Here is a 22,895-nt window from a genome sequence, read left to right as displayed (position 1 = left end):
TAATTCGGGTTTCGCATTGACTAATAATTCACAAATTGCTAGACTAGCTTACGTAATATTTATAGAGATTTTTTTATGAGGTGAATTTCAAATGACAGCAGTTGCAGTCGTAGGTAGTCAATGGGGCGATGAAGGGAAAGGAAAGATTACTGACTTTTTGAGTAAAGATGCCACAATGGCAGTTCGCTCAAATGGTGGTAACAACGCAGGCCACACAATTGATATTGATGGTAAAGAATTCAAGATGCGTTTGATTCCTTCCGGTATTTTTGCCGCATCTAAGGGTGCAGTAATCGGTAACGGTGTAGTTATCAATCCAGAAGTTATGTTTGGTGAAATTGATAACTTGGAAAAGAACGGAATCGACACCAGCAAGTTAAGAATTTCTAACCGTGCTCACATCATTATGCCTTACGACGTTAAGCAAGATGAATACCAAGAAGAATCTAAGGGTGCTAACAAGATTGGTACTACAAAGAATGGTATTGGACCAACTTACATGGACAAGGCTTCAAGAATTGGTATCCGCGTTTGTGATTTACTTGAAAAAGATACTTTTGAAGAAAAATTACGTCTTAACTTAAAGCTTAAGAATGAATTATTTACTAAGGTTTACGGTAAGCCAGCTCTTAAGTTTGAAGACATCTTTGACAAGTACTATGAATACGGCCAAAGAATGAAGAAATACGTTACCGATACTTCAGTTTTAGTTAACGATGCACTTGATAATGGCGAAAAGGTCCTCTTTGAAGGTGCACAAGGTACCATGCTTGATATTGACGAAGGTACTTATCCATACGTAACTTCATCAAACACTATTTCAGGTGGTATTGCTTCAGGTATTGGTATGGGTGCTAACCGTTTGAACACTGTAATTGGTGTATGTAAGGCTTACACCACTCGTGTTGGTGAAGGTCCATTCCCAACTGAACTTCTTGATGAAGTTGGTGACAGAATTCGTGACACTGCTCATGAATACGGTACTGTTACTGGTCGTCCACGTCGTGTTGGTTGGTTTGACTCAGTTGCTCTTCGTCACGCTAAGCGTGTATCAGGTATTAATGGCTTAAGCTTGAACTTACTTGATGTCTTCTCAGGTTTTGACAAGATTAAGATTGCTACTGCTTACGAACTTGATGGTAAGAAGATTGATTACTACCCAGCAAGTTTGAAAGAACTCTACCGCTGCAAACCTGTTTATGAAGAACTTCCAGCATGGGATGAAGATATTACTCAAGTTAAGACTTGGGATGCACTTCCAGAAAATGCTAAGAAGTTCTTGAACCGCGTTTCAGAATTGGTTGGTGTACCACTTGTTACTGTTTCAGTTGGTCCTGACCGTGAACAAACTATCGTTTTAAAGAATCCATGGGAAATGTAAAGACTTATGATTGATCGTTATACTCGTCCCGAAATGGGCAAAATTTGGACTGATGAAAATAAATACGCAGCTTGGCTTGAAGTAGAAATTGCTGCTACTAGAGCTTGGGCTGAACAAGGCGAAGTGCCAAAAGAAGATGCAGAAAAGATTGCTAAGAATGCTAAATTTACTGCAGAACGTGTGGCAGAACTTGAACAAGTTACTCATCATGACGTTGTAGCCTTCACCCGTACGGTTTCTGAAAGCCTTGGTCCTGAAAAGAAGTGGGTTCACTTCGGCCTTACTTCTACTGATGTAGTAGATACTGCACAAGGACTTTTGCTTAAGCAAGCCGATGAAATCATTAGAAAAGATTTGCATGAATTAAAGGAAACCATTGCGGAAAAGGCTAGAAAGTACAAGTACACTGTTGAAATGGGTCGTACCCACGGTGTGCAAGCTGAACCTACTACTTTTGGTTTGAAGCTTGCTCGTTGGTATGCCGAAATTAACCGTGATATTAAACGTTTTGAACACGCGGCCAAAGGGGTAGAATCAGGCAAGATTTCAGGTGCTGTTGGTACTTTTGCTAACGTTCCACCTGAGATTGAAACGAGCGTTATGAAGCAACTTGGTTTAACGCAACAACCAATTACTAGCCAAGTATTGCCACGTGATTTGCACGCAGAATACATTGCAATGCTTGCTTTGATTGCAACCAGTATTGAAAACTGGGCTACTGAAATTCGTGGACTTCAAAGAAGTGAAATTCATGAAGTTGAAGAACACTTCCGTGCAGGTCAAAAGGGTTCTTCCGCAATGCCTCACAAGCGTAACCCAATTGGTTCAGAAAACCTTTGTGGTATGGCCCGGGTATTGCGTGGTCATGTCGTTACAGCTTATGAAGATGTTGCCCTTTGGCACGAACGTGATATTTCTCACTCAAGTGCTGAACGTGTAATTTTGCCTGATACCACAATCGGTATCGACTACATGTTGCACCGCTTCAACCGTATTTTGAGCAACTTGGATGTCTTCCCAGAAACTATGCTCAAGAACATGGATCGTACCTACGGTTTGATTTACTCACAACGTGTGCTTCTTAAGTTGATTGATGAAGCAGGACTTTCTCGCGAAAAGGCCTACGATATGGTTCAAAAGTTGACTGCTAAGTCATGGAACGAGCAAAAACAATTTAAACCTCTAGTAGAAAATAGCGAAATTATGAACTACCTTTCTAAAAAAGACGTTGATGATGCCTTTGATTATCACTATCACTTACGTCATGTTGATGAAATCTTCAAGAAATGTGGTTTGGACTAATTAATAAATACCTATCAAAATAAGCGTTTGGAGAAATTCCAAGCGCTTTTTTGGTACAATGGGAACATATTAGAGGGGACATATTTATGAAAAAATTTGGTTCATTTTTTGTTAGATTAATCGTATTGCTTGCAGGTATTGCCTTAGCTTGCTTTCTTGTTTGGCAATTATTCACCGATGCAACTTTACTTGACGTTGACGTGCAAACTAAGGGACCGGTCATTGTTGTAATTTATAGTTTGATCGCATTGATTTCATTAGGCGCCGGCGCTAGCTTTTTTACCGATAAAAATTTAGGTTCAACGATCTTTTTAGGAGCAGTCTTAGCAGTAATTGCTTTAGTTCTGTGGGTTCAAAACCAAGATTTAGCTAATATCTATCGCTGGTACTTCATTTACGGCTTATTAGTCTCACTATTAAGTCCATTTTTCAGAAAAGAAGACTAAATTTCAAAAAAATTTTACGCCTTTTTTGCGTAATAAATAGTAGAGGGTAAAAACTTTACTATTTTTTTGGAATGAGGTTTTATTATGTTAAACAACGAACTGTCGGCAGAGATGGTGGACCATTTAACCGCTGGAATTTTGAAGAAGTATAATGATAAATTACTTTCTGCGGTGCAGCGAATGTTTCCAGAGCTTGATATCAAAGAAGTGCAATCGCTTGATGACGTGAACAGAAATGCTTTGGGAGAACGAGCAGTGGTTCACGTAATCGCACGGGATGCAAAACGCGGCAAGTATGGTTTGATCATCCAAGTAGGTTCACAACGAGCAGGTGAAAACATTCTTGAAGTGGCTAATGGCTATCAGGAAGAAATTATCTTCGGTAGATTGGGTTGCCCTGAAGAAGAATTTAAGGCAGCTTATGTTGTGTTTTTATGCCGTGAAGATCCATTTGGTAAAGGAAAATTTCGTTATGAATATTTTGGCGGTAAGTATGATAAACGAACTGGAAAGACTACACCGGCACCTAATGTAATTTTCTTCAATTTAGATAATGAAGATGAAGAAATTTTTTAGAAAATATAGCTATGTATTTGTTTAAGAAACACAATTAGAACAAAATGATAATAAATATCGAGCTATCAGATGTATATATCTGAATTTAAATACTTAAATCAAGTCATTAAAAATGTATATATAGTTGAAAATAACACGTAGAAAAGGCAAAAATATAGGGATTTTACGCCTTTTTATTTTTTAGAAAAAATGATGGACAAATCGAAAAGAGGGAATATAATTCTAGTTAAATTAGACAAAGGATTAGAAAAGAGTGAGAATATGAATGGACAAATGGACGACCACATGAACAAGCAAGAGCTTAATCATTGGTTACATAGTCGTAAATGGAAGAGAGTATTGTTGATCTCAGAATTCGTTTATGTAGTAATTCTGATGTTGACACTAGTTTTCAACTTTTCTGTTTTCATGCATTTAGTAGTATTTCAAGGGATAGCAATTTTCATTTATTTATTAGTCGGTTGGATCTTCGATAAAGGTGATACAGCTGTTAGCTTTAAAAAGCGTGATACATTATGGGAAACGATCACTAGCATTCGTCTCAATCGTTTATTCTTTATCAGATTTTTCGAAATAGTTACTTTCTGGGTAAACGTAGCAGCAGACAGTGCATTTGGACGTAAACTCTGGGACGATATTTTGAATGCACCATTAAAAATCCAACACGCGACTGCGCTTGAGAATGCGTCACTTTACGGCGATTTTGCTTGTGTAATCTTGCTAGCAATAGTCTTTATTGCTATTATTGTTGCAAATAAAAAGACGATGCGTGTTTCTGCGATTTTAGCAATAGTATTTTTACTCGCAGTTTTACTTATCCAGCATGAGATGTTGGTTCCTGTTATTATAGGAATTATTGGTAGTGTTAGTGCAATCGTGCTTTCCTTACAAGCTAAACTGTAAAAATTTAAAATGAATAAAAAATTAACGGACTAGTTCAAGCTAGTCCGTTTTTGTTATGATATAGGTTGCTAGTTTAGTATAGTTGAGGGTTAAGAAGAATGGTTACACAAAAACAACGTCGTCTTTGGGCATTCTTGGCTGCCCTAGCCTGTGTTATGTGGGGAATCTCAGGTTTATTTGCCAAGAGCTTATTTAATACGAGTCCGTCCATCACGCCAATGTGGCTTTCACAAATCAGAATGGTCACATCTGGTATTATCTTGTTGATCGTAGCTGGATTTTTAAAGCAAAAGCCAATCGCCACGATGAAGAATAAACATGATGCTTGGGTAATTATTGCTTACGGTATTTTTGGTTTATTACCCGTGCAATTATTTTACTTTATCGTTGTGCAACAAGCTAACGCTTCAATTGCCACAATTTTACAGTTCATCGGTCCATTTTTCGTAATGGCATATTTAGCCTTTACGCATAAACAAGTAATGCGCCGGATTGATGTGATTGCAGCGATCTGTGCCTTTATTGGGGTTGTTTTGCTTGCAACACACGGTCGTTTTAATCACTTTGCCATTACGCCAAGCGTTTTATTCTGGGGCTTGCTCTCAGCCGTTGGTGTAGCAACTAATACCTTGATTCCGATCGGCGTTTTAAAACGCGTTTCAAGCTTAGTCGTTACAGGTTGGGGCCTTTTATCTGCAGGAATCTGCTTGATGATTGTTCACCCACAGATGCCACATATTCCTAATACGCCACACGTTTGGCTTTATGTGGCTGCCGTAATTGTAATTGGTACCCTGATTCCATTCCAGCTAATGACTAATTCACTTAGATTCATCAAAGCTTCTACGGCAAGTTTGCTTGATGCGTTTGAACCATTCTCTGCAACGGTTGGTTCAGTTATCTGCTTTGGCTTAGTAATGACGCCAATGGACTGGATTGGCTCAATCTTAGTTGTTGTAGCTGCAATGGCTTTGAATATTTCTCCAAGAAAGAAAAAGGGAAAATTGAATAATGGTTGATCCAAAAACACGTAGACTGTGGATCTTTCTGGCAGCACTAGCCGCTGTCATGTGGGGAATCTCTGGTCTTTTTGCTAAAGGTTTATTCAATATTAGTGCTAAAATCACGCCGATGTGGTTGACCCAAATTCGGTTGATTATTTCAGGAATCGTACTTCTGCTTTTGGCAGGAGCTTTAAAGCAAAAGCCACTTGCTACATTGAAGAATAAGCATGATGCCTTAGTAATTTTTGCTTACGGAATCTTCGGACTATTGCCCGTGCAATTATTCTATTTCATGTGTATTCAGGTAGCTAACGCTTCGATCGCTACTATCTTACAATTCATCGGCCCATTTTTCGTATTAGGATATTTAGCTTTTACTCATAAGCAAGTTATGCGTAGGTTGGATATCTTGGCTGCGATTGCGGCTTTCATCGGTGTCTTTTTGCTGTCAACGCACGGGCAATTTGATCATTTGGCCATTACGCCGGTCGCATTATTCTGGGGTCTGCTTTCAGCAGTAGGTGAAGCAACATATACTTTGATCCCAGTCAATATTGTTAAAAGAGTGTCTAGTATGGTTGTAACAGGCTGGGGGATGCTGTTTGCAGGAATCAGTTTGGTGATTATCTATCCGCAATTCCAAGCTATTCCTAATAAGCCAGCTGTTTGGTTATATACCAGTGCCGTAATTATCATTGGAACGATTATCCCATTTCAAATTATGGCGAATGCTTTGCGTTACGTTATTCCATCCACAGCCAGCTTGCTTGATGCATTTGAACCGTTCTCCGCAACGGTAGGCTCAGTTCTCTGTTTTGGTTTAGTTATGATGCCAATGGACTGGGTAGGTTCAATTCTGGTTGTGCTAGCAGCTATGGCTTTGAACTTAACGCCAAAACAGCCAAAGAAACATAAAGTACATGAATAAAAAAGAGAGGTTTTAATCGACCTCTTTTTTTTTGAAATAAACTAAATTAGTTAAACAGACAAGTAATGTAATAATACCGTAAATAATAAAAATTACGATGATTAAGGCAAGAGATGAAAACTCAATCCAAAAGAAGACGGAAACCGAGATTAAGATGCCTGCTAGGATGATAGTTACTAGATTCAGCTTCTTGAATTGTAAGGTGATTCCTGAAGCAAAGGTGCAGGCGGTTGCGATAGATAGGCAGACTAGGTTGATCATTGATGGGGCATAGTTTGCTAAATCACGGAATTCTGAGACCAAAGAAAGCCCCAGAATTAAGGCGATAAGTATTAAAAAATGTCGTGCATAACTGTCTATTTTCTCCATATTGTTTGTTCAACTCCTGTAATCAATGTTAATAGCATATAGAAAAGTGAAAAATTTTTCAAGTTGAGCAAAAAGAGATAGGCGTTTTCTTGTCAAAATTACAAAATGAGACATTTTCTGTAATTTTGCTTAATTTGATAGTATTAATTTTAAAACATAGTTGTAATATTTCTCAGGTAATATATAAAGCGTCGAAAGATAAAAAGTATTTAAGGAGAAATATCAATTGAGTTTTAGACGTAATTTAGTTAAGCTTGCCGCAGTTTTATCAGTATTTTTCACAGGAATTTCTTTTATTAATGTTCCTAATCAAACACAAACTGTGCACGCAGCAGATCAAAGTACTACAGAAAAACGTGAAGCAGTTGCTGATCTTGCTAAAAAACAAGTAGGTAAGCGTTACGTTTACGGCGCTACTGGCCCATCTGCATTTGACTGCTCAGGCTTGACCCAATACGTTTATAAGAAAGCAGCTAACAAGTCATTGCCTAGAACTACTTACACTCAAGTAAACAAGGGGAAGCATGTTTCAATGAAGAACCTTAAGAAGGGGGACTTGTTGTTTTGGGGCTCAACCTCATCTCCATACCACGTAGGTATTTATGTTGGTGACAATAAGTATGTTCACGCTGCAACACCAGGTCAAGGTGTGATTAAGCAAGCTTTGAGTTCATACTTTTACCCATCAGCAGCCAAGCGTGTATTAAACTAATTTGACAAAATAAGCCTAAAAGAAAAGATCAATCGGAAATAATCCGGTTGATCTTTTTATTTTATTCAGCTACTTTTTCTTGTTCGCTAACGCGTTGCTTGTGCCAATCTAAAATCATGTTAACGATGGCGTTTGCTACATTAGTGTTTTTAAGAAGTGGGCCATGTGAATATGAACCGATAAAGTTGCGGTAACGTAAACCTTCAACGTGGTCTTGTGGGTTGTTGCCGTAGCCTTCGATCATGTCGCCGAGGGGATGCAACTTGTTTTTGTTGTCGAAGTAGGTTTGACCTGAGTGGTTTTCAAAAGCCTTAACTTCGCCCCATTCGGTCATGTAACGAGTATCACCGATCATTCTCTTGTCTGACTTGAAGACAGTGTGTAATGGCAAAATATCAAGTCCTGGAATAGTTACACCAGAGTTGGTCTTGTAGTAGCTGCCCATGAGTTGGTAACCACCACAGATGCAGAGCATTGGCTTGTCACTGTTGATGTATTTTTCAAGAGTTTCTTTGTGTCTTGGTAAATCTTTGGCAACCACAGTTTGTTCAAAGTCTTGGCCACCACCAAAGAATACGAAATCGTAGTCAAAAGCATTGAAATCGTCGCCAAGTGAAATGTTATCAACTTGTGTGTCATAGCCTTCACGCTTAAGCAAAAAACGAAGAATTTTAACGTCGCCGGAATCACCATAGGTGTTCATCAAGTCTTCGTAAAGATATGCAATTTTGATTAATTTATCGCTCATTTTATCGTCCCTTAATATGCTAGAAATTTATGTACTTAGTATAACTTAAATCAATAAGTTTTTGCGATAAAACATCTTGAATTCATGTTTCAGTTATAACTGATAAAAATATGCTAAAAGTTTCAGATATAATCGAAACTTTTGCGGTAAATCTTTCAGATATAATAAAAAGAAAATAAATTTTAGGTAAAAAAGATAATTTCATGACCGGAGACTTGTCTATGAAAAATGAAATATATGGTATTAAATTCCGCAAGCTACGTAAACAACAACATCTAAGTCTGAAAAAAGTCGCTGAGGGTATTACTTCAAGACAAACCTTAGGAAACTGGGAATTGGGTAAGGGTGAAATGGATTTTACTAAAGTGTTGCTTTTACTAAGAAAAATCCACGTACAACCAATTGATTTTTTAGAAAATAGTGTATCGGAATATCTACGACAAATTACAAGTGAAATTTCTGGTATGTATGTAAACGATCAAACAGATAGTTTACATCAATATGCACAATATGCTTTAAATGTTAGCCATGATAATGTTAAGGATAAGATTGTTTTCTTTCGAGCATGTGTTGCCTGTAACTATCTATTGGATTCAACTGGAAACGATCTAATGAATAAGAGTGATAAGCTTCGGCTGAATTCATATTTTAATAAAATACAAAATGAGGATGAAAATTGGCACTACGAAGATGTATATTTCTTTGGAAATACGCAAAGTGTTTTGAAGGCAAGAAAAATTTATGAATTAGCTTATTCACTTAGTTATTATGCAAAGGAACATTCAACCCAAAATAAAGAATGGACTACGGCGGTGTTAAATACATTAATTAATGCATTGTTTGTACTTATCAAAAAGGACATTGGTTTAGCACAAAAGTTAGATTCAATTTTAAGTGAGAATTTAAAGCAAATATCGGATGGCTATTCTTTTGAAAAAATCAGATTTAATTTTATGCATAGCTTAATTGAATACATTTTTACCAAAGATAATGCCGAGATACTAAGGCAGTTTGATTTTTTGCAATTTGAAAATCTAGCAGATTTAGAGTCAGGATTTAGAACCGCTTATAAGCAGGTTGAAAGAATTTATTTTGGCTAATATATTGGCATTTTTATAGAGCGACCTATAAAATATGGTATTTTTAAATAAAAATTAGGTAATGTCTTAGGTGTAAACCATTGGGATTGGTGACAATTATGAAAAAGGATCTAAGAATACTGTATTTTGTAATAGCATTTACTCTTTTTGAAGTATTGTATACTACTTACGTTTCACCACATTTGTCTAATTTTTGGATTAATGCTTTGGTGAGTGCATTATGTGGTGGAGTTTTAGCTATTATCCTTTACAAAATTTTTGAAAGTGAGAAATAAATAAAGTTAGAGAACAAAAATAAGCATCGTTAAATAGGATATATATGGATTTGAATGGCACTTTCAACATTCTTTTTGTACATTTTAAATAAAAAGGAGAATAAAATGAATCTTGGCATAATTGTGGGAATAATATTCGTGATAGTTATGTTAGTGCTAGCTTTTACACCGGCTTATCATGAATACAGAAATACATATATAGAAAAAGTGGGATACTGGGATATCCTAATTCAGTTTCTGGTAATTGCTGGGATTAATTTGTATACATATATAAATTATGGCCCTGGGGCGTTATTCTTATTAATTGTTCCAATTCCATTAGATATTATCTTTTTAGGGATGATGATTGCATCGTATTTACGGGTAAGAAAATACGAGCAAGAACATTGAAAATAAGCATCTAGTCGAGAAAAAACTAAAAAATCCTATTAAATCAAGGTTTATTAATACCGAGATTTAGTAGGATTCTTTTAATTTGTGAGTCTTTCTTGTGTTGCTATTTTCTCTTTAAAATAACAAACCAAACTATATAACCAATAATGACAGGAATTGCGAAAATAAGCCAAATTAGTAATGTTATCTCTTTCAGCTGAACTGTCTGAGCTACTCCTGCTCCGTCAACATTTCTAAACCAAATAAGAGCTGCAACTACTATCCAGATTATCAAAACAATTAATCCGCTAATTTTCCATGCTTTCATAATTTTTCTCCATCTAAAAAGAATTACTTACTGTCTACTAACTTAAGTATTGAACTAACAATAGTACAAATAAATGCAACTGTTATCATCCAACCAATAATTCCTTGCGGTCTATTATAAGCAATAAAAGGTGTTAATTGCCAAAACTGATGTCTCGCAATAGCAATTACTATCACTAAAATTACCACAATCCACAATACGACGGCCATAATGCCTACCAATTTTTGTAAAGTTTTAATCATAACTATCCCTTTTCAATTAATCTTACTTCTGTAATAATTGTTGCAACTTTCTTTTTCTTCTAATTGCAACCTTATGCTTGATTTCTTTAGCTTCATCAAAATAGACAATTCTATTTTGATAATCAAAGCTTTTAACAGTATTTACATTAATCAAAGTCTCGCGGTCTACAAAAACCAGGCTTTCATATTGATGCTCTAAGTTCTTTAATACTCCGCTACAATCGAAGATCATATCCTTAGCATAGACACGCAATTGGCCGTACTTCTTCTCATGTAATTCAACATAATAAACCTGGTTCAATGGAATTCTTTCAATCATGCCATTAATTCTACTATACGTAAAATATTGTTCTTTCTCAGAATTATTAATCAACTGAAGATACCATTGATAACCTAAATCAACAGTTTCATAGATACGGTTTTGAATCTCTTCAGGCTCTGCATCTTTAGTGATGTAATCCAATGGAGCAACATGACGCTGAATCGTGTAACGTAAAGAGTCTGCATCCCCAGTAACAAAAACAATTTGGCTATTCAAATTCGATCCTTTAATTCGACTAGCAACTTCAATACCATCAACTGTGGTTTTTAAATCAATATCCAAATAAGCTAGAATTTCTTTTTCATTATTTTCTTTTACAAATGAAATTACTTCCTGCGGCTCTCCTGTACTCAAAACAACCTTGGCATCATATTCTTCAGGGGAGTTATTCACGCTAATTCGATTTTCAATCATTTTTTGAATAATTTTACGTTCGTTTTCATTATCCTCAAGTACGATTATCGCTAGCATTAATTCACCTCCTGAATTAACAATTCAAATGAAATTTGTTTATCAGTTTGTTTTATTTCCAATGATAAATTTGGGTCATTATTCACCATTTCATTTAAATTAGCTAACCCTAGACCTGAATGATGATCTTTACTAGAAAAACCAGTCCGCAAAATTTGTTGGACATCTAGCTTATGACTAATAGAATTCTGAATTGCCAAAGAATAAACGTTTTTACCATACTTTGTCAGCAAAAAATTTAACCATGGATTTGTTTGGCCATCACAAGCTTCAACGGCATTATCAAGTAAAATTCCTACTGCTTTGATAAGCGTAACTATACTTCCAGGTAATTTTGTAATCTCTTGATTTACTTCGGCTTTCACTTTGATATGTTCATCTTGAGCTTTTTGTAGTTTCTCAATGACTAGATATTTTAATTCTTTAATTTTTAAATTAGATAGTTCTAAAGTCATTGTTCTGCTGGCATTTTGGGCCTGATCACTTTCGCCGATAATTTTGGCTAAGTATTTCTTGGCACCATCGACATCATTTTCAAGTAAATAGCCATTTAAGCCCAGAAGACTATTTTTATAATCGTGTCGTGCTTTTCGAAGCGACATATTGGCTTGCTCTAAGCGTTCAGAATATTCTTGAATTTGTTTTAACTCTGCTTTCTTAATTAAAGCATTCATATATTTTTTATTTTGCCGGATGGCTTGATATAAATTGGCTATCGCTACAAAAATCAAAATAAACCATGCTGCAATTATCGCTGTATTTTCACTGAAATATAATGCGATTTCTACAGTAAGTACAGCTAATGTTAATGAAAAGATAACCCAATTAATCGATCTTATAAAAGAAATATTTTGCCCATCAAAAGAGATTACCTTTTTAAAATTAAATCTTCGATAATCTAAGAATTTGAAAATGGCTAAAAGTAGAATTAATGTTGCAAGTCCAGCAATCCAATTGATTTGAAAGTGATCTAAGTATGTATGAAAGAACGTTTTGGCTATTAGCTCAATGATACCTGCAACTCCTTCGGCCAATGAAGGTGTAACTAAAATAGAAATATAATAGGCTATATTCCAATCAAATAATTCTGGATATTTCTTTGAGAAAATGACAACTATGATTTGCATGATAATCAAGAAAGCTAATTGGGCATATGGGTAAAATATATCAGGAATAAACAACAATACTGCAAGTGGAATTTGCCATTTAACAGGTTTAATCAAATAAAAAAATACTAGTGTTTCTAACAAAAATGGCACATAAGCTACAGTATTAAAGAAGTCATAAATTGCCTGCCCCATTATGATGTCCTCCTCAAATAGACTTTTATTTATCATAGCAAAAATTGAGCTTGTTACTTAAAATTTGCGTTCATTGCCTATTTTTCGACGTTCATTATATATTTTCTTTTAAACGTAATTTTCTCAGTAAACTATAGCCAACTGATAGGGATAGAACGGTGGAGAAAGAAAATGAAAAAGAAATTTGTAGTAGCTTTATTAATTTTATGTGGCTGTCTTAGTTTAACAGGGTGTCATATTATATCTGATCTAGCAAGTGCTAATTTTGTGTTAAATAAAGGACCTATGATTACTAAAACATATCGTGAAAAAGTATTTCATAGTATTAATATCGATAGCATCAATGGAGATATTCATTTTAAGAACGCCAATCATTGTCGTGTAATTTACAAAGGTAATAAAAATTTAATGCCAACAGTAAAAATGTACGGAACTACATTAAACATAAAAAACAAGAGAGTAGCCCGTATAAATTCGATACAAGATATCACTGTGGAGATGCCTAAAAGATATCTAAATTTTGTTGACGCTAATGCCTCTAATGGTGATATTTATGGTTCAACAATAATGATGCGTACGGGGACAATTACTTCTGACAATGGAGATGTAGATATAAAAAATCTATTTTTAAAGAAAAAAGTAAAACTCGATTCAGCTAATGGGGATATTAATGTAGATTATTGCAACGCAAAAGGATATAACCTTTCTGCCGATAATGGTGATGTTACCTTCAACGATAAAAACATGGACGACAGTTATAATAAGAATTCTTCAAGTCAGCAATTGTTATCTGCATATTCTGATAATGGAGATGTTAGTGTTAATTAAAAAAGAGTAGTACGAAATTTCATTCGTATTGCTCTTTTGCTTTTTTAAATAGTTATTTATTCCTTCTCATTATTTTGTGCAGCCAAGTGATTGATTGGTCCCCATTTAGAACCAACGTCAATTGGATGTGAAATCGCCTCATAGGTGAAGTCCTTAGCAATTTTTACACTGTCAATCAAGTCGTTACCTTTTGCCAGTTCAGCAGCAATAACGGCAGATAATGTGTCGCCAGTACCGTTTACGCGGTCAGTCTTAAAGTATGGCTTGGTAAAGGTATGAAATTCGCCATCTTCAGTCAACAAAATATCAGTTACCTCAGTTTGCTTTCCGTCATGACGACCCTTCATCAAAACGTTCTTGGCACCCATGTCTTGCAACATTTTAGCACCTTTTTTAACCTCATCTAAATCGTTTAATTCAAGGCCGGTTAATTTTCTTTGTTCATAGAAATTAGGCGTAATGATGTCCGCAAGTGGTACCAGGCGCTTGATAAAGGTGTTGTAAGAATCATCGTCCATTAAGGTATTACCGTGTTTAGTAGAAATCACGGGATCGATGACAATTTTACCGAAGTCGTATTTCTCAAGGTTATCGGCAACTACGTTCATCACTTTAGAATCGGCAACCATGCCAGTCTTAGCGGCATTAATCGTGAAGTCGTCAGCTAAAACATCGAATTGCTTTTGAATGAAATCAAGTGGCATCACTTGTTGAGCATAAATTCCAGTTGTATTTCCCGCAACGGCTGCAGTTAATAAACCCATGCCGTAAACGCCACGTGCATAAAATGAGTGTAAGTCTGCAGGCATCCCTGCGCTACCATCACTGTCATTACCAGCAATAGTTACTGCAATTTTTTGATTTTGATCTTTCATTTGAAGGCCTCTCTTATTAGATATTCACCAAAAATTATAACGCGATTAATTGGACAACTGCTAGCAACTACACTTTAAAAACTGTAAACTAATAAGAAAGCGCTTTTGATAGGAAGAAATAATATGAAAGAAAAATATATTTTATCGATTGATGAGGGAACTACATCAACTAGAGCAATTATTTTTGATCATAATGGAAAAGAAATAGCCTCAGCTCAAAAAGAAATTAAGCAATACTTTCCTGAACCAGGCTGGGTTGAACACGACGCCAATGAAATTTGGATGGCAGTGCAGACCACAATAGCCAATGCTTTTATCCAATCAGGCATTTGGCCAGGACAAATCGCGGCAATCGGAATTACTAACCAACGTGAAACCACCGTTGTTTGGGATAAAGATACTGGCGAACCAATTTATCACGCAATTGTATGGCAATCACGTCAAACCACTGAATTAGCCGAGAAATTAAAAGAAGAAGGCTATGGTGAAAAGATAAGAGAAAAAACGGGTTTAATTATTGACCCATATTTCAGTGCAACAAAGATTCGTTGGATTCTTGATCATGTGCCAGGTGCGCAAGAAAAGGCAGAGCAGGGCAAGCTTTTATTCGGTACAATCGATAGCTGGCTTGTTTGGAAATTGACCGATGGACAAAAGCACGTGACTGACTACACCAACGCTTCAAGAACCATGCTCTTTAACATTCATACTCTTAAGTGGGATAAAGACATTTTGAAGCTGCTCAATATTCCGGAGCAAATGTTGCCAGAGGTGCGTTCTAACTCTGAAGTTTATGGCAAGACTGCAACTTACATGTTCTTTGGTGGAGAAGTACCAATTGCCGGCATGGCAGGTGACCAACAGGCTGCTTTGTTTGGTCAGCTCGCTTTGAAACCAGGCATGGTGAAAAACACTTATGGAACAGGTGCCTTTATCGTGATGAACACTGGGAGCAAACCAACCAGGTCTAACAATAATTTACTAACGACGATCGGCTATGGCATCAATGGCAAAATTACTTATGCCTTAGAAGGTTCAATCTTTGTGGCAGGTAGTGCAATTCAATGGCTACGTGATTCGATGAAACTAATTAAAAATGCGCCTGATTCTGAAAAGGCGGCGTATGAATCAACTTCTGAAAACGAAGTCTACGTTGTGCCTGCATTTACAGGACTTGGCGCACCATATTGGGATGCGGAAGCACGTGGTGCAATTTTTGGTGTTACACGTGGAACTACTGACAAAGATATGATTAAAGCAACGCTGCAATCACTTGCCTATCAAACTAGGGATGTGGTTGATACGATGCAAAAAGATTCTGGTATTGATATTCCATCCCTTCGCGTTGATGGCGGTGCAAGTAACAACAACTATTTGATGCAATTCCAAGCAGATATTTTAGGTAAAAAGATTGAACGTACTAAAGTGCTTGAAACAACGAGTATGGGTGCCGCGTTTTTAGCTGGTCTTGCAGTTGGCTATTGGAAAAATATTGATGAATTGAAACACATTTTTACAATTGGTCAGGCCTTTGAATCTAAGATGGGTAATCTAGAACGAGAGAAGCTATATAACGGCTGGCAGCGTGCGATCAAAGCTACACGTGTTTTTGCTCATGGTGAATAAATATGAATTTGAGTTGACAGCTGTCAGCTCTTTTTTTGGTATAATAAAAGTAATATATTAATTCTTTCACAAGGAAGGCGAGACGCATGGAGCACGATAGAATAGTAGCTTTAGATGGGCCACTTAACTTTAGAGATATTGGCGGCTACAAAAATAATAAAGGCCAGCATGTAAAGTGGAATAAAATTTATCGTTCCGATTCGCTTAGTTCTTTATCAAAAGAAGATGAACAAAAACTAGCTGATCGCCGGATTGTTGTAGATATCGATTTGCGTTCTACCTATGAACAAAATGCCGCTCCAGACAAGCAATGGCCTGGTGTTAGATATGTAGATGCACATATTTATTCGGATAATCCTAAGGAAAATAAGGGTGATAATAAGCTGTTTCGCTTTATTCACCATATCCCCGACATGGGTGACAATTTCCTAGGTAAAATTTACCAACAGGTTTTGCTTAATTCACACAGCCAAGAAGAATTTGCAAAAATCTTCGCGGAGTTAATTGAACTGCCTGAAGAAGATGCTCTTGTCTATCACTGTAGTGCCGGCAAAGACCGTACCGGTATGACATCAGCCTTGATTTTGACTGCACTCGACGTTGATGATGATACGATTGCACAAGATTATCTGTTGACCAATGAACTTTACGATTTTGCTATTTCCAAGCAATATCCTGATGAAAATCAAATTGCTAAGCTTGTTTCAAAGATGAATTTAACTAAAGGTGAAGGACCAGCTATCCGCGGCATTACCGAAACTATTCGTAAAGGTTGGGGCAGTTTTGATAACTTCTTCAAAAAAGAGCTTGGTTTTAGTCAAAAAGATCTAGATAGATTTAGAAAGATGTACTTAGAATAGGAACAAAATGACAACTTTATCTGATGTAGCTAAAGAAGCAAACGTCTCCAAAATGACGGTATCACGGGTAATCAACCACCCTGAACAAGTAACGCCAGAATTGCGTGCCATGGTTGAAAAGGCGATGGAGTCTTTAAACTATCATCCAAATTCTATCGCGCAGGCTTTAGTCAATAATCGTTCTAACGTGGTTAAGTTCGTTACACTAGAAGATATCGATACAACAGAGCCATATTATATGAACCTGCTGTTTGGTTTTGCTCGCGGCTTGAATTCTAAGCAATATGCGATGCAACTGGTAACGGATCCTGATCAGATTGAAAAGGGCCGTGCCGATGGCTATTTGATTACTGGTGCCCGTAACAAAAACTACGATATGTTTGATAAGCTGGATAAGCCATTTGTTTTATTTGGTGAAAATCACCGCGGCTATGATTTCGTTGATAGCGATAATCAAATGGCAGAAAAAATGGCCACGCAGTATGCCTTAGATCGCCTGTATAAGCACGTTATTTTTATCGGGATCGATATTAAGGAACCATTCGAATATTCGCGTGAAGCCGGTTATATCAACACTTTGCAACAACACCAGCTTATTCCACAGATTTACCGTGTAGCTAACCATAGTCATATAGCAGAGAAACTTGTCCATGAGCACTTTAAAGAATTCAAAAAAGATACTTGTTTTATCTGCGCTAGTGATCGTATTGCAATAGGTGTAGTGCGTGCATTGCAAAATGAGGATGCACGTATCCCAGAAGATTTCGGTGTAATTGGCTTTGATGGCGTCTTCTTGGATCAAGTTTCAAATCCTAAGTTAACAACGATTAAGCAGCCAATTTTTGAAATGGGTGAAATGCTAGCTAAGATGCTTTTACAAAAGATCGCTCAATCAGGTTCACCTCAAGGCGAGATTATGCTCAAGCCCAAATTAATTAGACGACAAACAACTAGATAAATGAAAATGCACATTTGACACAAGTCATGTGCATTTTTTGATTTGAAAAAACTTTTCACCTCGTAAATGAAAGCGCTATACTTAAAACTAAGAGATAAATTATAGAGAATCAATTCGGAAACAGAGGTCAGGTTATGAAAAAAGTTTTAGCAATTAATTCAGGCAGTTCATCTTTTAAATACAAGCTATTTTCTTTTCCAGATGAAAGAGTAATCGCTTCAGGTATGGCTGACCGTGTGGGAATGGAAAACGCAGTATTTAAGATTAAACTTAGCAACGGTAGAGAATACATCAGAAACACTGCAATTCCTAATCAAGCTGCAGCCGTTAAATTATTAATGGATGACTTGAAGAAATTCAATGTCGTTAAAGATTTAAAGGAAATTGCTGGTGTAGGCCACAGAGTCGTTAATGGTGGTGAAATCTTTAAGGATTCAGCTGTCATTAATCAAAAGAAACTTCAACAAATTTTTGATTTAGGCGAATTAGCACCATTGCACAATATTCCCGAAGCAACGGGTATTAAAGCCTTTATGGAAACAGTTCCTAATGTACCGCAAGTAGCAGTTTTTGATACTTCTTATCACACAAGCCTTGATCAAGTTCACTATCTTTACTCGATTCCTTATAAATATTATGAAGAAGATGCCATTCGTAAGTACGGTGCTCATGGTATTTCAGTTGAATATGTAGCTCGCCGCGCCGCTAGAATGATGGGCAAAAACCCTAACATTGTTAAATTGATCGTGTGCCACTTAGGTTCAGGTGCTTCAGTTACTGCCGTTAAACATGGTAAGTCATTCGATACTTCAATGGGCTTCAGTCCTTTAACCGGTGTAACGATGGGTACGCGTAGCGGTGACTTTGATCCATCTGCTTTGCAACAATTAATGCATAAAAATAATATGTCAATCGATGATGCGATTGATATGCTTAACCATGAATCCGGCTTGCTCGGTATCTCAGGCGTTTCATCTGATATGCGTGATTTGATTGAGAGTAAAGAAAAGAGAGCTAAGCTTGCTCGTCGTATCTTTATCAACCGCGTTGTCCGCTATGTTGGTGCATATGCCGCAGAAATGGATGGTGTTGATGGTATTATCTTTACGGCCGGTGTTGGTGAACACGATCCAGGTGTCCGTGCCGGTGTAATGTCATATTTGAAGTATTTAGGCTTAAAGCCAGACTACAAAGCTAATAGAACTGACGGTGAAAAGTTTATTTCAATGCCTGATTCAAAGGTGAAAGCATTGATTGTGCCAACTAATGAAGAGCTAATGATTGCTCGTGAGGTTATTCGTTTGACGCGTTAACAATGAAAATAATGCAAGAAGATGAGTGCATCCCCCAACAGGGATGCACTTTTTTGATACCGCTAACATATCGCTACATATTGAAAACGGTTTCTTTAATCAACTAAAATATGCATGGAGGAAAAAATTATGGCACATTGGTACGATCACGCAATTATTTATCAAATTTATCCTAAGTCTTTCCAAGATAGCAACGATGACGGTATCGGCGATCTTAACGGTATTCGCAAACGCATCCCATATTTAAAGAATTTGGGAATCAACGCAGTATGGTTGAATCCGGTCTTCGTTTCACCTCAAGTAGACAACGGCTATGACGTTTCAAACTACTTTGCTATCGATCCTCACATGGGGACGATGGAGGACATGGAGAACTTAATTAAAGACTTACACAAAGCAGGTATCCACATCATCATGGATTTTGTTTTGAACCACACTTCAGACCAACACCCCTGGTTCCAAGATGCGATTAAGAATCCAGACAGCTTGTATCGTGATTATTACATTTTTGCTGGCCACGACAACAAGCGTCTAATAACTGGGGTTCATTCTTTGGTGGCAGTGTATGGGAACCAGATCCAGCAGGTACTGGTCAATCATATTTCCACTTGTTTGATAAGCGCATGCCTGACCTTAATTGGAAGAACCCAGAAGTTCGTCACGGGATGCTTGAAGTGGCTGAATTTTGGCTTAAGAAGGGGATTGATGGTTTACGTCTTGATGCCTTTATTCATATCGGCAAGGCAGATTTAAGACAAAACTATCCTAACGCTGACGGCAGTAATGAACCTGTTATTGCGGAACCATTCTTTGCCAACTTACCACAGGTACAAGAATGGATGAGACCATTCTGTGAACAAATCAAGCAAGATTACCCTGACGCATTGCTTTTAGGTGAAGCTGCTAGCGCAAGTGTCAACTTAGCGGTTGACTATACTTCAAAACGCAATCATTTAATGGATAGCGTAATCACATTCCGTTACTTCACAGAAGATGAAAAAAATGTTGATAAACGCTATTCTGCACAATATCAACCTAAAGAACTGGATATGACGGCTTTTAAGCAAAATCAAGTTGTTTGGCAGCAGACTTTAGCTGGTGTATCTAAACCTACGCTTTACTGGAACAACCATGACATGGCTAGAATCGCAACTAGAGTTGCTAAGACACAAACCCAAGCTAAGAGTTTAGCAATGCTTATGTACTTACAACGCGGTATTCCAGTTATTTATTACGGTGAAGAACTTGGCCTGAAGAACTTGCACTTCAATAGCGTTGACCAATTTGAAGATCAAACTGTTGGTCCTTGGCTTAAAGATGCAGAAAAAGTTATTGGCAAAGATAAAGCACTAGCGATGGTTAGCGACACGCATAAGTTGCCAGCTCGTGGTCCAATGCCATGGAATGACACTAAGAATCATGGCTTTACTGAAGGTACGCCATGGATAAGCGGTACTAGCCAAAATGATGCCACTGTAGCTAGTGAAGTTAATGCCGATGGCAGTATGTTTACTTTCTATAAAGATATGCTGGAACTTAAGAAAGAGAATTTGTTCCAAGACGGTACTTACTACATGATCTCAACTGATAGAGACAGTTACGTATATCAACGAGATTTAAACGACGAAAGTGCCGTCGTAGCCGTTTCATTGAGTGATAAAAAGACAAAAATTAAACTTCCTGCTGGCTATACAACAGAAGTTTTGAAAGCCGGAGAATCCAAATTAACTGACGGAGTATTGACCTTGATGCCTTATGCAGGCGTTGTGTTGAAAAAGGAGAATTAAAATATGCAATTAGCTGCTTTAAAGCACCGAACTGAAAGTGAAGATAGTTTTGTAGTTGATCCAAAGCACGTTCGTGTTCGTTTTCACAGTGCAAAGAACGATGTTGAAAAAGTAATCGTACACTACTGTGATAACTATTTGCCATTGAAATATGCCAAGACGATCGAAATGAAAAAAATCGGTGAAGGTCAAGTAGAAGATCACTGGGGCGTTACACTTGAAGCACCATTTCATCGTTTAAAGTACACCTTTGAAGTTATCGGCAAAGATGGTACTAGCGTAGTTTACGGCGATCGTGCTATCAGTAGCGATGTCGAAGCTGCAGTTAACGAGGATGGCGCATACTTTAAGATTCCTTACTGTCACGAAATCGATATGGTTAAGACACCAGAATGGGTTAAGCACACTGTTTGGTATCAAATCTTCCCTGAACGTTTCGCTAACGGCGACAAGTCTAACGATCCTAAGAATGTAAAGCCATGGAATCCATCCGATCACCCTGGCCGTGAAGACTACTACGGCGGCGACTTACAAGGTGTTTTAGATCACTTGGATTACCTTAAAAAGTTAGGCGTAAATGGTTTATACTTCTGCCCAATTTTTAAGGCAAGTTCTAACCATAAGTACGACACTATTGACTACTTGCAAGTTGATCAAGAATTTGGTGATAAAGACTTATTTGCTAAAGTTGTCAACGAAGCCCATGCACGCGGCATGAAAGTAATGCTTGATGCAGTCTTTAACCACTTGGGTGACCAATCAATGCAATGGCAAGATGTAGTTAAAAACGGTCCAAGTTCTCGTTTTGCTAACTGGTTCCACATTAATGAATATCCGGTTGAACCATATCATGATCCATTGAAGGGCGAAGGCGATCCTCAATACGATACTTTTGCCTTTGAAAAGCACATGCCAAAATTGAACACTGCTAATCCAGAAGTTCAAGATTTCTTGCTTGAAATTGCAACTTACTGGGTAAAATACTTCGATATCGATGCATGGCGTTTGGATGTTGCTAACGAAGTAGACCACCACTTCTGGAAGAAGTTCCACAAGGCAGTTACTGACATTAAGCCAGACTTTTACATTGTCGGTGAAATTTGGCACTCAGCTCGTCCATGGCTTAACGGCGATGAATTCACTGGTGTTATGAACTACCCTTACACTTTGCAAATCGAAGATCACTTCTTTAAGAACAAGTTGACTGCTACGCAATTGACTAGAAGATTGACCGATCAATTGATGAAGTACAGGGATGAAACTAATGCAGGCATGATGAATATGCTTGATTCACACGACACTGCTAGAATTTTGACTGTAGCTAATGGCGATCAAGATTTGGCTTTACAAGCTCTTGCCTTTGAATTTATGCAAAAAGGCAGTCCATGTATTTATTACGGTACTGAAATGGGCATGTCTGGTGGCAACGATCCAGATTGCCGCAAGCCAATGGATTGGTCAAAGGAAGATGGTCCAGTATGGCAAAGAGTTCATAACTTAATTGAATTCCGTTTAAAGCATGATGAAACCTTCGGAAAAGGCAGAATTCAGTTACACGTAACAGAAGATGGCCTAATTGAGGTCGATAGAACGGGCAAAGAACATATTCATGCATACTTTAATACCACAAAAAAGAATGTAAAAATTTCTTGTGAAAATGCATTTAGTCAAAATTATGAAAATGGAGAATTAGCTCCAAAAGGCTTTGTAGTAGAGGTTCACTAAAAGTTACTTTTAATAAGCAATCAAAAAGAAGACAGATTAAGTTCTGTCTTCTTTTTTTATTAATTAATTCTGATACCGGTAACAGGGGTTTTAATATTGTAAACCGCTTTCAATTCAAGGATAATGTAAGCGTAAACAAATGA

Annotated in this window: 24 protein-coding genes and 1 pseudogene; 18 read left to right on the top strand and 7 right to left on the bottom strand. The window is 37.1% G+C overall.

The annotated features are described in order from the left end of the window. Positions 1–91: 91 nt before the first annotated feature. The 7 genes from JCM1039_RS00690 to JCM1039_RS00660 all read left to right on the top strand — a co-directional run bounded on the left by JCM1039_RS00690 (position 92) and on the right by JCM1039_RS00660 (position 6,540). Positions 92–1,381, top strand: coding sequence for an adenylosuccinate synthase (locus JCM1039_RS00690; protein WP_025014230.1), 1,290 nt, complete (start codon positions 92–94; stop codon positions 1,379–1,381). A 6-nt stretch (positions 1,382–1,387) separates the two neighbouring features. After that, a complete protein-coding gene (purB, locus tag JCM1039_RS00685; protein ID WP_025014229.1) occupies positions 1,388–2,683 on the top strand; it encodes an adenylosuccinate lyase in 1,296 nt (431 codons plus the stop codon). Positions 2,684–2,769: 86 nt separating this feature from the next. After that, a complete protein-coding gene (locus tag JCM1039_RS00680) occupies positions 2,770–3,129 on the top strand; it encodes a hypothetical protein (protein ID WP_025014228.1) in 360 nt (119 codons plus the stop codon). An 84-nt stretch (positions 3,130–3,213) separates the two neighbouring features. Then, entirely contained in the window at positions 3,214–3,705 is a 492-nt protein-coding gene (locus JCM1039_RS00675; protein ID WP_025014227.1) for a hypothetical protein, read from the top strand. Positions 3,706–3,966: 261 nt separating this feature from the next. Continuing rightward, the gene (locus tag JCM1039_RS00670) at positions 3,967–4,608 is read left to right on the top strand and encodes a hypothetical protein (protein ID WP_025014226.1); all 642 of its coding nucleotides are present in this window, start codon (positions 3,967–3,969) and stop codon (positions 4,606–4,608) included. Between the two features lie 98 nt (positions 4,609–4,706). Further along, positions 4,707–5,627 carry a DMT family transporter gene (locus JCM1039_RS00665; protein WP_025014225.1) on the top strand — a complete coding sequence of 307 codons (921 nt, stop codon included), beginning with the start codon at positions 4,707–4,709 and terminating at the stop codon, positions 5,625–5,627. Then, positions 5,620–6,540 carry an EamA family transporter gene (locus JCM1039_RS00660; RefSeq protein ID WP_025014224.1) on the top strand — a complete coding sequence of 307 codons (921 nt, stop codon included), beginning with the start codon at positions 5,620–5,622 and terminating at the stop codon, positions 6,538–6,540. The genes JCM1039_RS00665 and JCM1039_RS00660 overlap by 8 nt, the downstream gene beginning before the upstream one ends. Before the next feature lie 12 nt (positions 6,541–6,552). Here the strand turns inward: JCM1039_RS00660 and JCM1039_RS12415 are convergent, their stop codons facing one another. Further along, entirely contained in the window at positions 6,553–6,909 is a 357-nt protein-coding gene (locus tag JCM1039_RS12415; RefSeq protein WP_034532841.1) for a hypothetical protein, read from the bottom strand. A 226-nt stretch (positions 6,910–7,135) separates the two neighbouring features. Between JCM1039_RS12415 and JCM1039_RS00650 the strand changes: the two genes are divergently transcribed. Beyond that, on the top strand, positions 7,136–7,621 hold the full coding sequence (locus JCM1039_RS00650) for a C40 family peptidase (protein WP_025014222.1): 486 nt from the start codon (positions 7,136–7,138) through the stop codon (positions 7,619–7,621). A 61-nt stretch (positions 7,622–7,682) separates the two neighbouring features. Here the strand turns inward: JCM1039_RS00650 and JCM1039_RS00645 are convergent, their stop codons facing one another. Continuing rightward, positions 7,683–8,369: a type 1 glutamine amidotransferase gene (locus JCM1039_RS00645; protein ID WP_025014221.1), complete on the bottom strand. Its 687-nt coding sequence runs from the start codon at positions 8,367–8,369 to the stop codon at positions 7,683–7,685. A gap of 221 nt (positions 8,370–8,590) precedes the next feature. On the opposite strand from JCM1039_RS00645, the gene JCM1039_RS00640 reads away from it, so the two are divergent. The 3 genes from JCM1039_RS00640 to JCM1039_RS00630 all read left to right on the top strand — a co-directional run bounded on the left by JCM1039_RS00640 (position 8,591) and on the right by JCM1039_RS00630 (position 10,134). Then, complete coding sequence (locus tag JCM1039_RS00640) at positions 8,591–9,469, top strand: helix-turn-helix domain-containing protein (protein ID WP_025014220.1); 879 nt, start codon at positions 8,591–8,593, stop codon at positions 9,467–9,469. A gap of 98 nt (positions 9,470–9,567) precedes the next feature. Further along, positions 9,568–9,744, top strand: a complete 177-nt coding sequence (locus tag JCM1039_RS12110) for a hypothetical protein (RefSeq protein WP_155831077.1) — start codon at positions 9,568–9,570, stop codon at positions 9,742–9,744. Positions 9,745–9,798: 54 nt separating this feature from the next. Continuing rightward, positions 9,799–10,134 carry a hypothetical protein gene (locus tag JCM1039_RS00630; RefSeq protein WP_236692529.1) on the top strand — a complete coding sequence of 112 codons (336 nt, stop codon included), beginning with the start codon at positions 9,799–9,801 and terminating at the stop codon, positions 10,132–10,134. A 106-nt stretch (positions 10,135–10,240) separates the two neighbouring features. Here the strand turns inward: JCM1039_RS00630 and JCM1039_RS00625 are convergent, their stop codons facing one another. The 4 genes from JCM1039_RS00625 to JCM1039_RS00610 are packed head-to-tail and all read right to left on the bottom strand — an operon-like array spanning position 10,241 to position 12,780. After that, on the bottom strand, positions 10,241–10,444 hold the full coding sequence (locus tag JCM1039_RS00625) for a DUF3923 family protein (protein WP_025014218.1): 204 nt from the start codon (positions 10,442–10,444) through the stop codon (positions 10,241–10,243). Positions 10,445–10,467: 23 nt separating this feature from the next. Then, positions 10,468–10,686, bottom strand: coding sequence for a hypothetical protein (locus JCM1039_RS00620; RefSeq protein WP_025014217.1), 219 nt, complete (start codon positions 10,684–10,686; stop codon positions 10,468–10,470). A gap of 22 nt (positions 10,687–10,708) precedes the next feature. After that, positions 10,709–11,479 carry a LytR/AlgR family response regulator transcription factor gene (locus JCM1039_RS00615; protein ID WP_025014216.1) on the bottom strand — a complete coding sequence of 257 codons (771 nt, stop codon included), beginning with the start codon at positions 11,477–11,479 and terminating at the stop codon, positions 10,709–10,711. Then, positions 11,479–12,780, bottom strand: a complete 1,302-nt coding sequence (locus JCM1039_RS00610) for a sensor histidine kinase (RefSeq protein WP_025014215.1) — start codon at positions 12,778–12,780, stop codon at positions 11,479–11,481. The genes JCM1039_RS00615 and JCM1039_RS00610 overlap by 1 nt, the downstream gene beginning before the upstream one ends. Before the next feature lie 171 nt (positions 12,781–12,951). Here JCM1039_RS00610 and JCM1039_RS00605 point away from each other — a divergent pair, with 171 nt between their 5' ends. After that, a complete protein-coding gene (locus JCM1039_RS00605; RefSeq protein WP_025014214.1) occupies positions 12,952–13,608 on the top strand; it encodes a DUF4097 family beta strand repeat-containing protein in 657 nt (218 codons plus the stop codon). A 56-nt stretch (positions 13,609–13,664) separates the two neighbouring features. On the opposite strand, the gene thiD is transcribed toward JCM1039_RS00605, so the two are convergent. After that, positions 13,665–14,483, bottom strand: coding sequence for a bifunctional hydroxymethylpyrimidine kinase/phosphomethylpyrimidine kinase (thiD, locus tag JCM1039_RS00600; RefSeq protein WP_025014213.1), 819 nt, complete (start codon positions 14,481–14,483; stop codon positions 13,665–13,667). Positions 14,484–14,606: 123 nt separating this feature from the next. Here thiD and glpK point away from each other — a divergent pair, with 123 nt between their 5' ends. From glpK to JCM1039_RS00570, 6 genes and pseudogenes are all read left to right on the top strand, one after another. After that, positions 14,607–16,109: a glycerol kinase GlpK gene (glpK, locus tag JCM1039_RS00595; RefSeq protein ID WP_025014212.1), complete on the top strand. Its 1,503-nt coding sequence runs from the start codon at positions 14,607–14,609 to the stop codon at positions 16,107–16,109. 86 nt (positions 16,110–16,195) lie between these two features. Beyond that, positions 16,196–16,969 carry a tyrosine-protein phosphatase gene (locus tag JCM1039_RS00590; RefSeq protein WP_025014211.1) on the top strand — a complete coding sequence of 258 codons (774 nt, stop codon included), beginning with the start codon at positions 16,196–16,198 and terminating at the stop codon, positions 16,967–16,969. Between the two features lie 7 nt (positions 16,970–16,976). After that, the gene (locus tag JCM1039_RS00585; protein ID WP_025014210.1) at positions 16,977–17,927 is read left to right on the top strand and encodes a LacI family DNA-binding transcriptional regulator; all 951 of its coding nucleotides are present in this window, start codon (positions 16,977–16,979) and stop codon (positions 17,925–17,927) included. A gap of 134 nt (positions 17,928–18,061) precedes the next feature. Continuing rightward, positions 18,062–19,240 (top strand): acetate/propionate family kinase, encoded by a 1,179-nt coding sequence (locus JCM1039_RS00580; protein WP_025014209.1) that lies wholly within the window; start codon positions 18,062–18,064, stop codon positions 19,238–19,240. A 129-nt stretch (positions 19,241–19,369) separates the two neighbouring features. Continuing rightward, positions 19,370–21,027: pseudogene (locus tag JCM1039_RS10110) on the top strand (alpha-glucosidase). 3 nt (positions 21,028–21,030) lie between these two features. Further along, positions 21,031–22,752, top strand: coding sequence for a glycoside hydrolase family 13 protein (locus JCM1039_RS00570; protein WP_025014208.1), 1,722 nt, complete (start codon positions 21,031–21,033; stop codon positions 22,750–22,752). Positions 22,753–22,895 lie beyond the last annotated feature (143 nt).

This window comes from Lactobacillus kitasatonis DSM 16761 = JCM 1039 (assembly GCF_000615285.1).
Taxonomy (GTDB): Bacteria; Bacillota; Bacilli; order Lactobacillales; family Lactobacillaceae; genus Lactobacillus; species Lactobacillus kitasatonis.
The sequence above is the reverse complement of the archived record's forward strand: the minus strand, read 5'-3'. Positions and strand labels throughout refer to the sequence as shown.

Bases quoted from the DNA above. Each gene is read 5' to 3' on its own strand.
- JCM1039_RS00690 (WP_025014230.1), top strand. From the start codon at position 92: ATGACAGCAGTTGCAGTCGTAGGTAGTCAATGGGGCGATGAAGGGAAA.
- purB (WP_025014229.1), top strand. From the start codon at position 1,388: ATGATTGATCGTTATACTCGTCCCGAAATGGGCAAAATTTGGACTGAT.
- JCM1039_RS00680 (WP_025014228.1), top strand. From the start codon at position 2,770: ATGAAAAAATTTGGTTCATTTTTTGTTAGATTAATCGTATTGCTTGCA.
- JCM1039_RS00675 (WP_025014227.1), top strand. From the start codon at position 3,214: ATGTTAAACAACGAACTGTCGGCAGAGATGGTGGACCATTTAACCGCT.
- JCM1039_RS00670 (WP_025014226.1), top strand. From the start codon at position 3,967: ATGAATGGACAAATGGACGACCACATGAACAAGCAAGAGCTTAATCAT.
- JCM1039_RS00665 (WP_025014225.1), top strand. From the start codon at position 4,707: ATGGTTACACAAAAACAACGTCGTCTTTGGGCATTCTTGGCTGCCCTA.
- JCM1039_RS00660 (WP_025014224.1), top strand. From the start codon at position 5,620: ATGGTTGATCCAAAAACACGTAGACTGTGGATCTTTCTGGCAGCACTA.
- JCM1039_RS12415 (WP_034532841.1), bottom strand. From the start codon at position 6,909: ATGGAGAAAATAGACAGTTATGCACGACATTTTTTAATACTTATCGCC.
- JCM1039_RS00645 (WP_025014221.1), bottom strand. From the start codon at position 8,369: ATGAGCGATAAATTAATCAAAATTGCATATCTTTACGAAGACTTGATG.
- JCM1039_RS00640 (WP_025014220.1), top strand. From the start codon at position 8,591: ATGAAAAATGAAATATATGGTATTAAATTCCGCAAGCTACGTAAACAA.
- JCM1039_RS12110 (WP_155831077.1), top strand. From the start codon at position 9,568: ATGAAAAAGGATCTAAGAATACTGTATTTTGTAATAGCATTTACTCTT.
- JCM1039_RS00630 (WP_236692529.1), top strand. From the start codon at position 9,799: ATGGCACTTTCAACATTCTTTTTGTACATTTTAAATAAAAAGGAGAAT.
- JCM1039_RS00625 (WP_025014218.1), bottom strand. From the start codon at position 10,444: ATGAAAGCATGGAAAATTAGCGGATTAATTGTTTTGATAATCTGGATA.
- JCM1039_RS00620 (WP_025014217.1), bottom strand. From the start codon at position 10,686: ATGATTAAAACTTTACAAAAATTGGTAGGCATTATGGCCGTCGTATTG.
- JCM1039_RS00615 (WP_025014216.1), bottom strand. From the start codon at position 11,479: ATGCTAGCGATAATCGTACTTGAGGATAATGAAAACGAACGTAAAATT.
- JCM1039_RS00610 (WP_025014215.1), bottom strand. From the start codon at position 12,780: ATGGGGCAGGCAATTTATGACTTCTTTAATACTGTAGCTTATGTGCCA.
- JCM1039_RS00605 (WP_025014214.1), top strand. From the start codon at position 12,952: ATGAAAAAGAAATTTGTAGTAGCTTTATTAATTTTATGTGGCTGTCTT.
- thiD (WP_025014213.1), bottom strand. From the start codon at position 14,483: ATGAAAGATCAAAATCAAAAAATTGCAGTAACTATTGCTGGTAATGAC.
- glpK (WP_025014212.1), top strand. From the start codon at position 14,607: ATGAAAGAAAAATATATTTTATCGATTGATGAGGGAACTACATCAACT.
- JCM1039_RS00590 (WP_025014211.1), top strand. From the start codon at position 16,196: ATGGAGCACGATAGAATAGTAGCTTTAGATGGGCCACTTAACTTTAGA.
- JCM1039_RS00585 (WP_025014210.1), top strand. From the start codon at position 16,977: ATGACAACTTTATCTGATGTAGCTAAAGAAGCAAACGTCTCCAAAATG.
- JCM1039_RS00580 (WP_025014209.1), top strand. From the start codon at position 18,062: ATGAAAAAAGTTTTAGCAATTAATTCAGGCAGTTCATCTTTTAAATAC.
- JCM1039_RS00570 (WP_025014208.1), top strand. From the start codon at position 21,031: ATGCAATTAGCTGCTTTAAAGCACCGAACTGAAAGTGAAGATAGTTTT.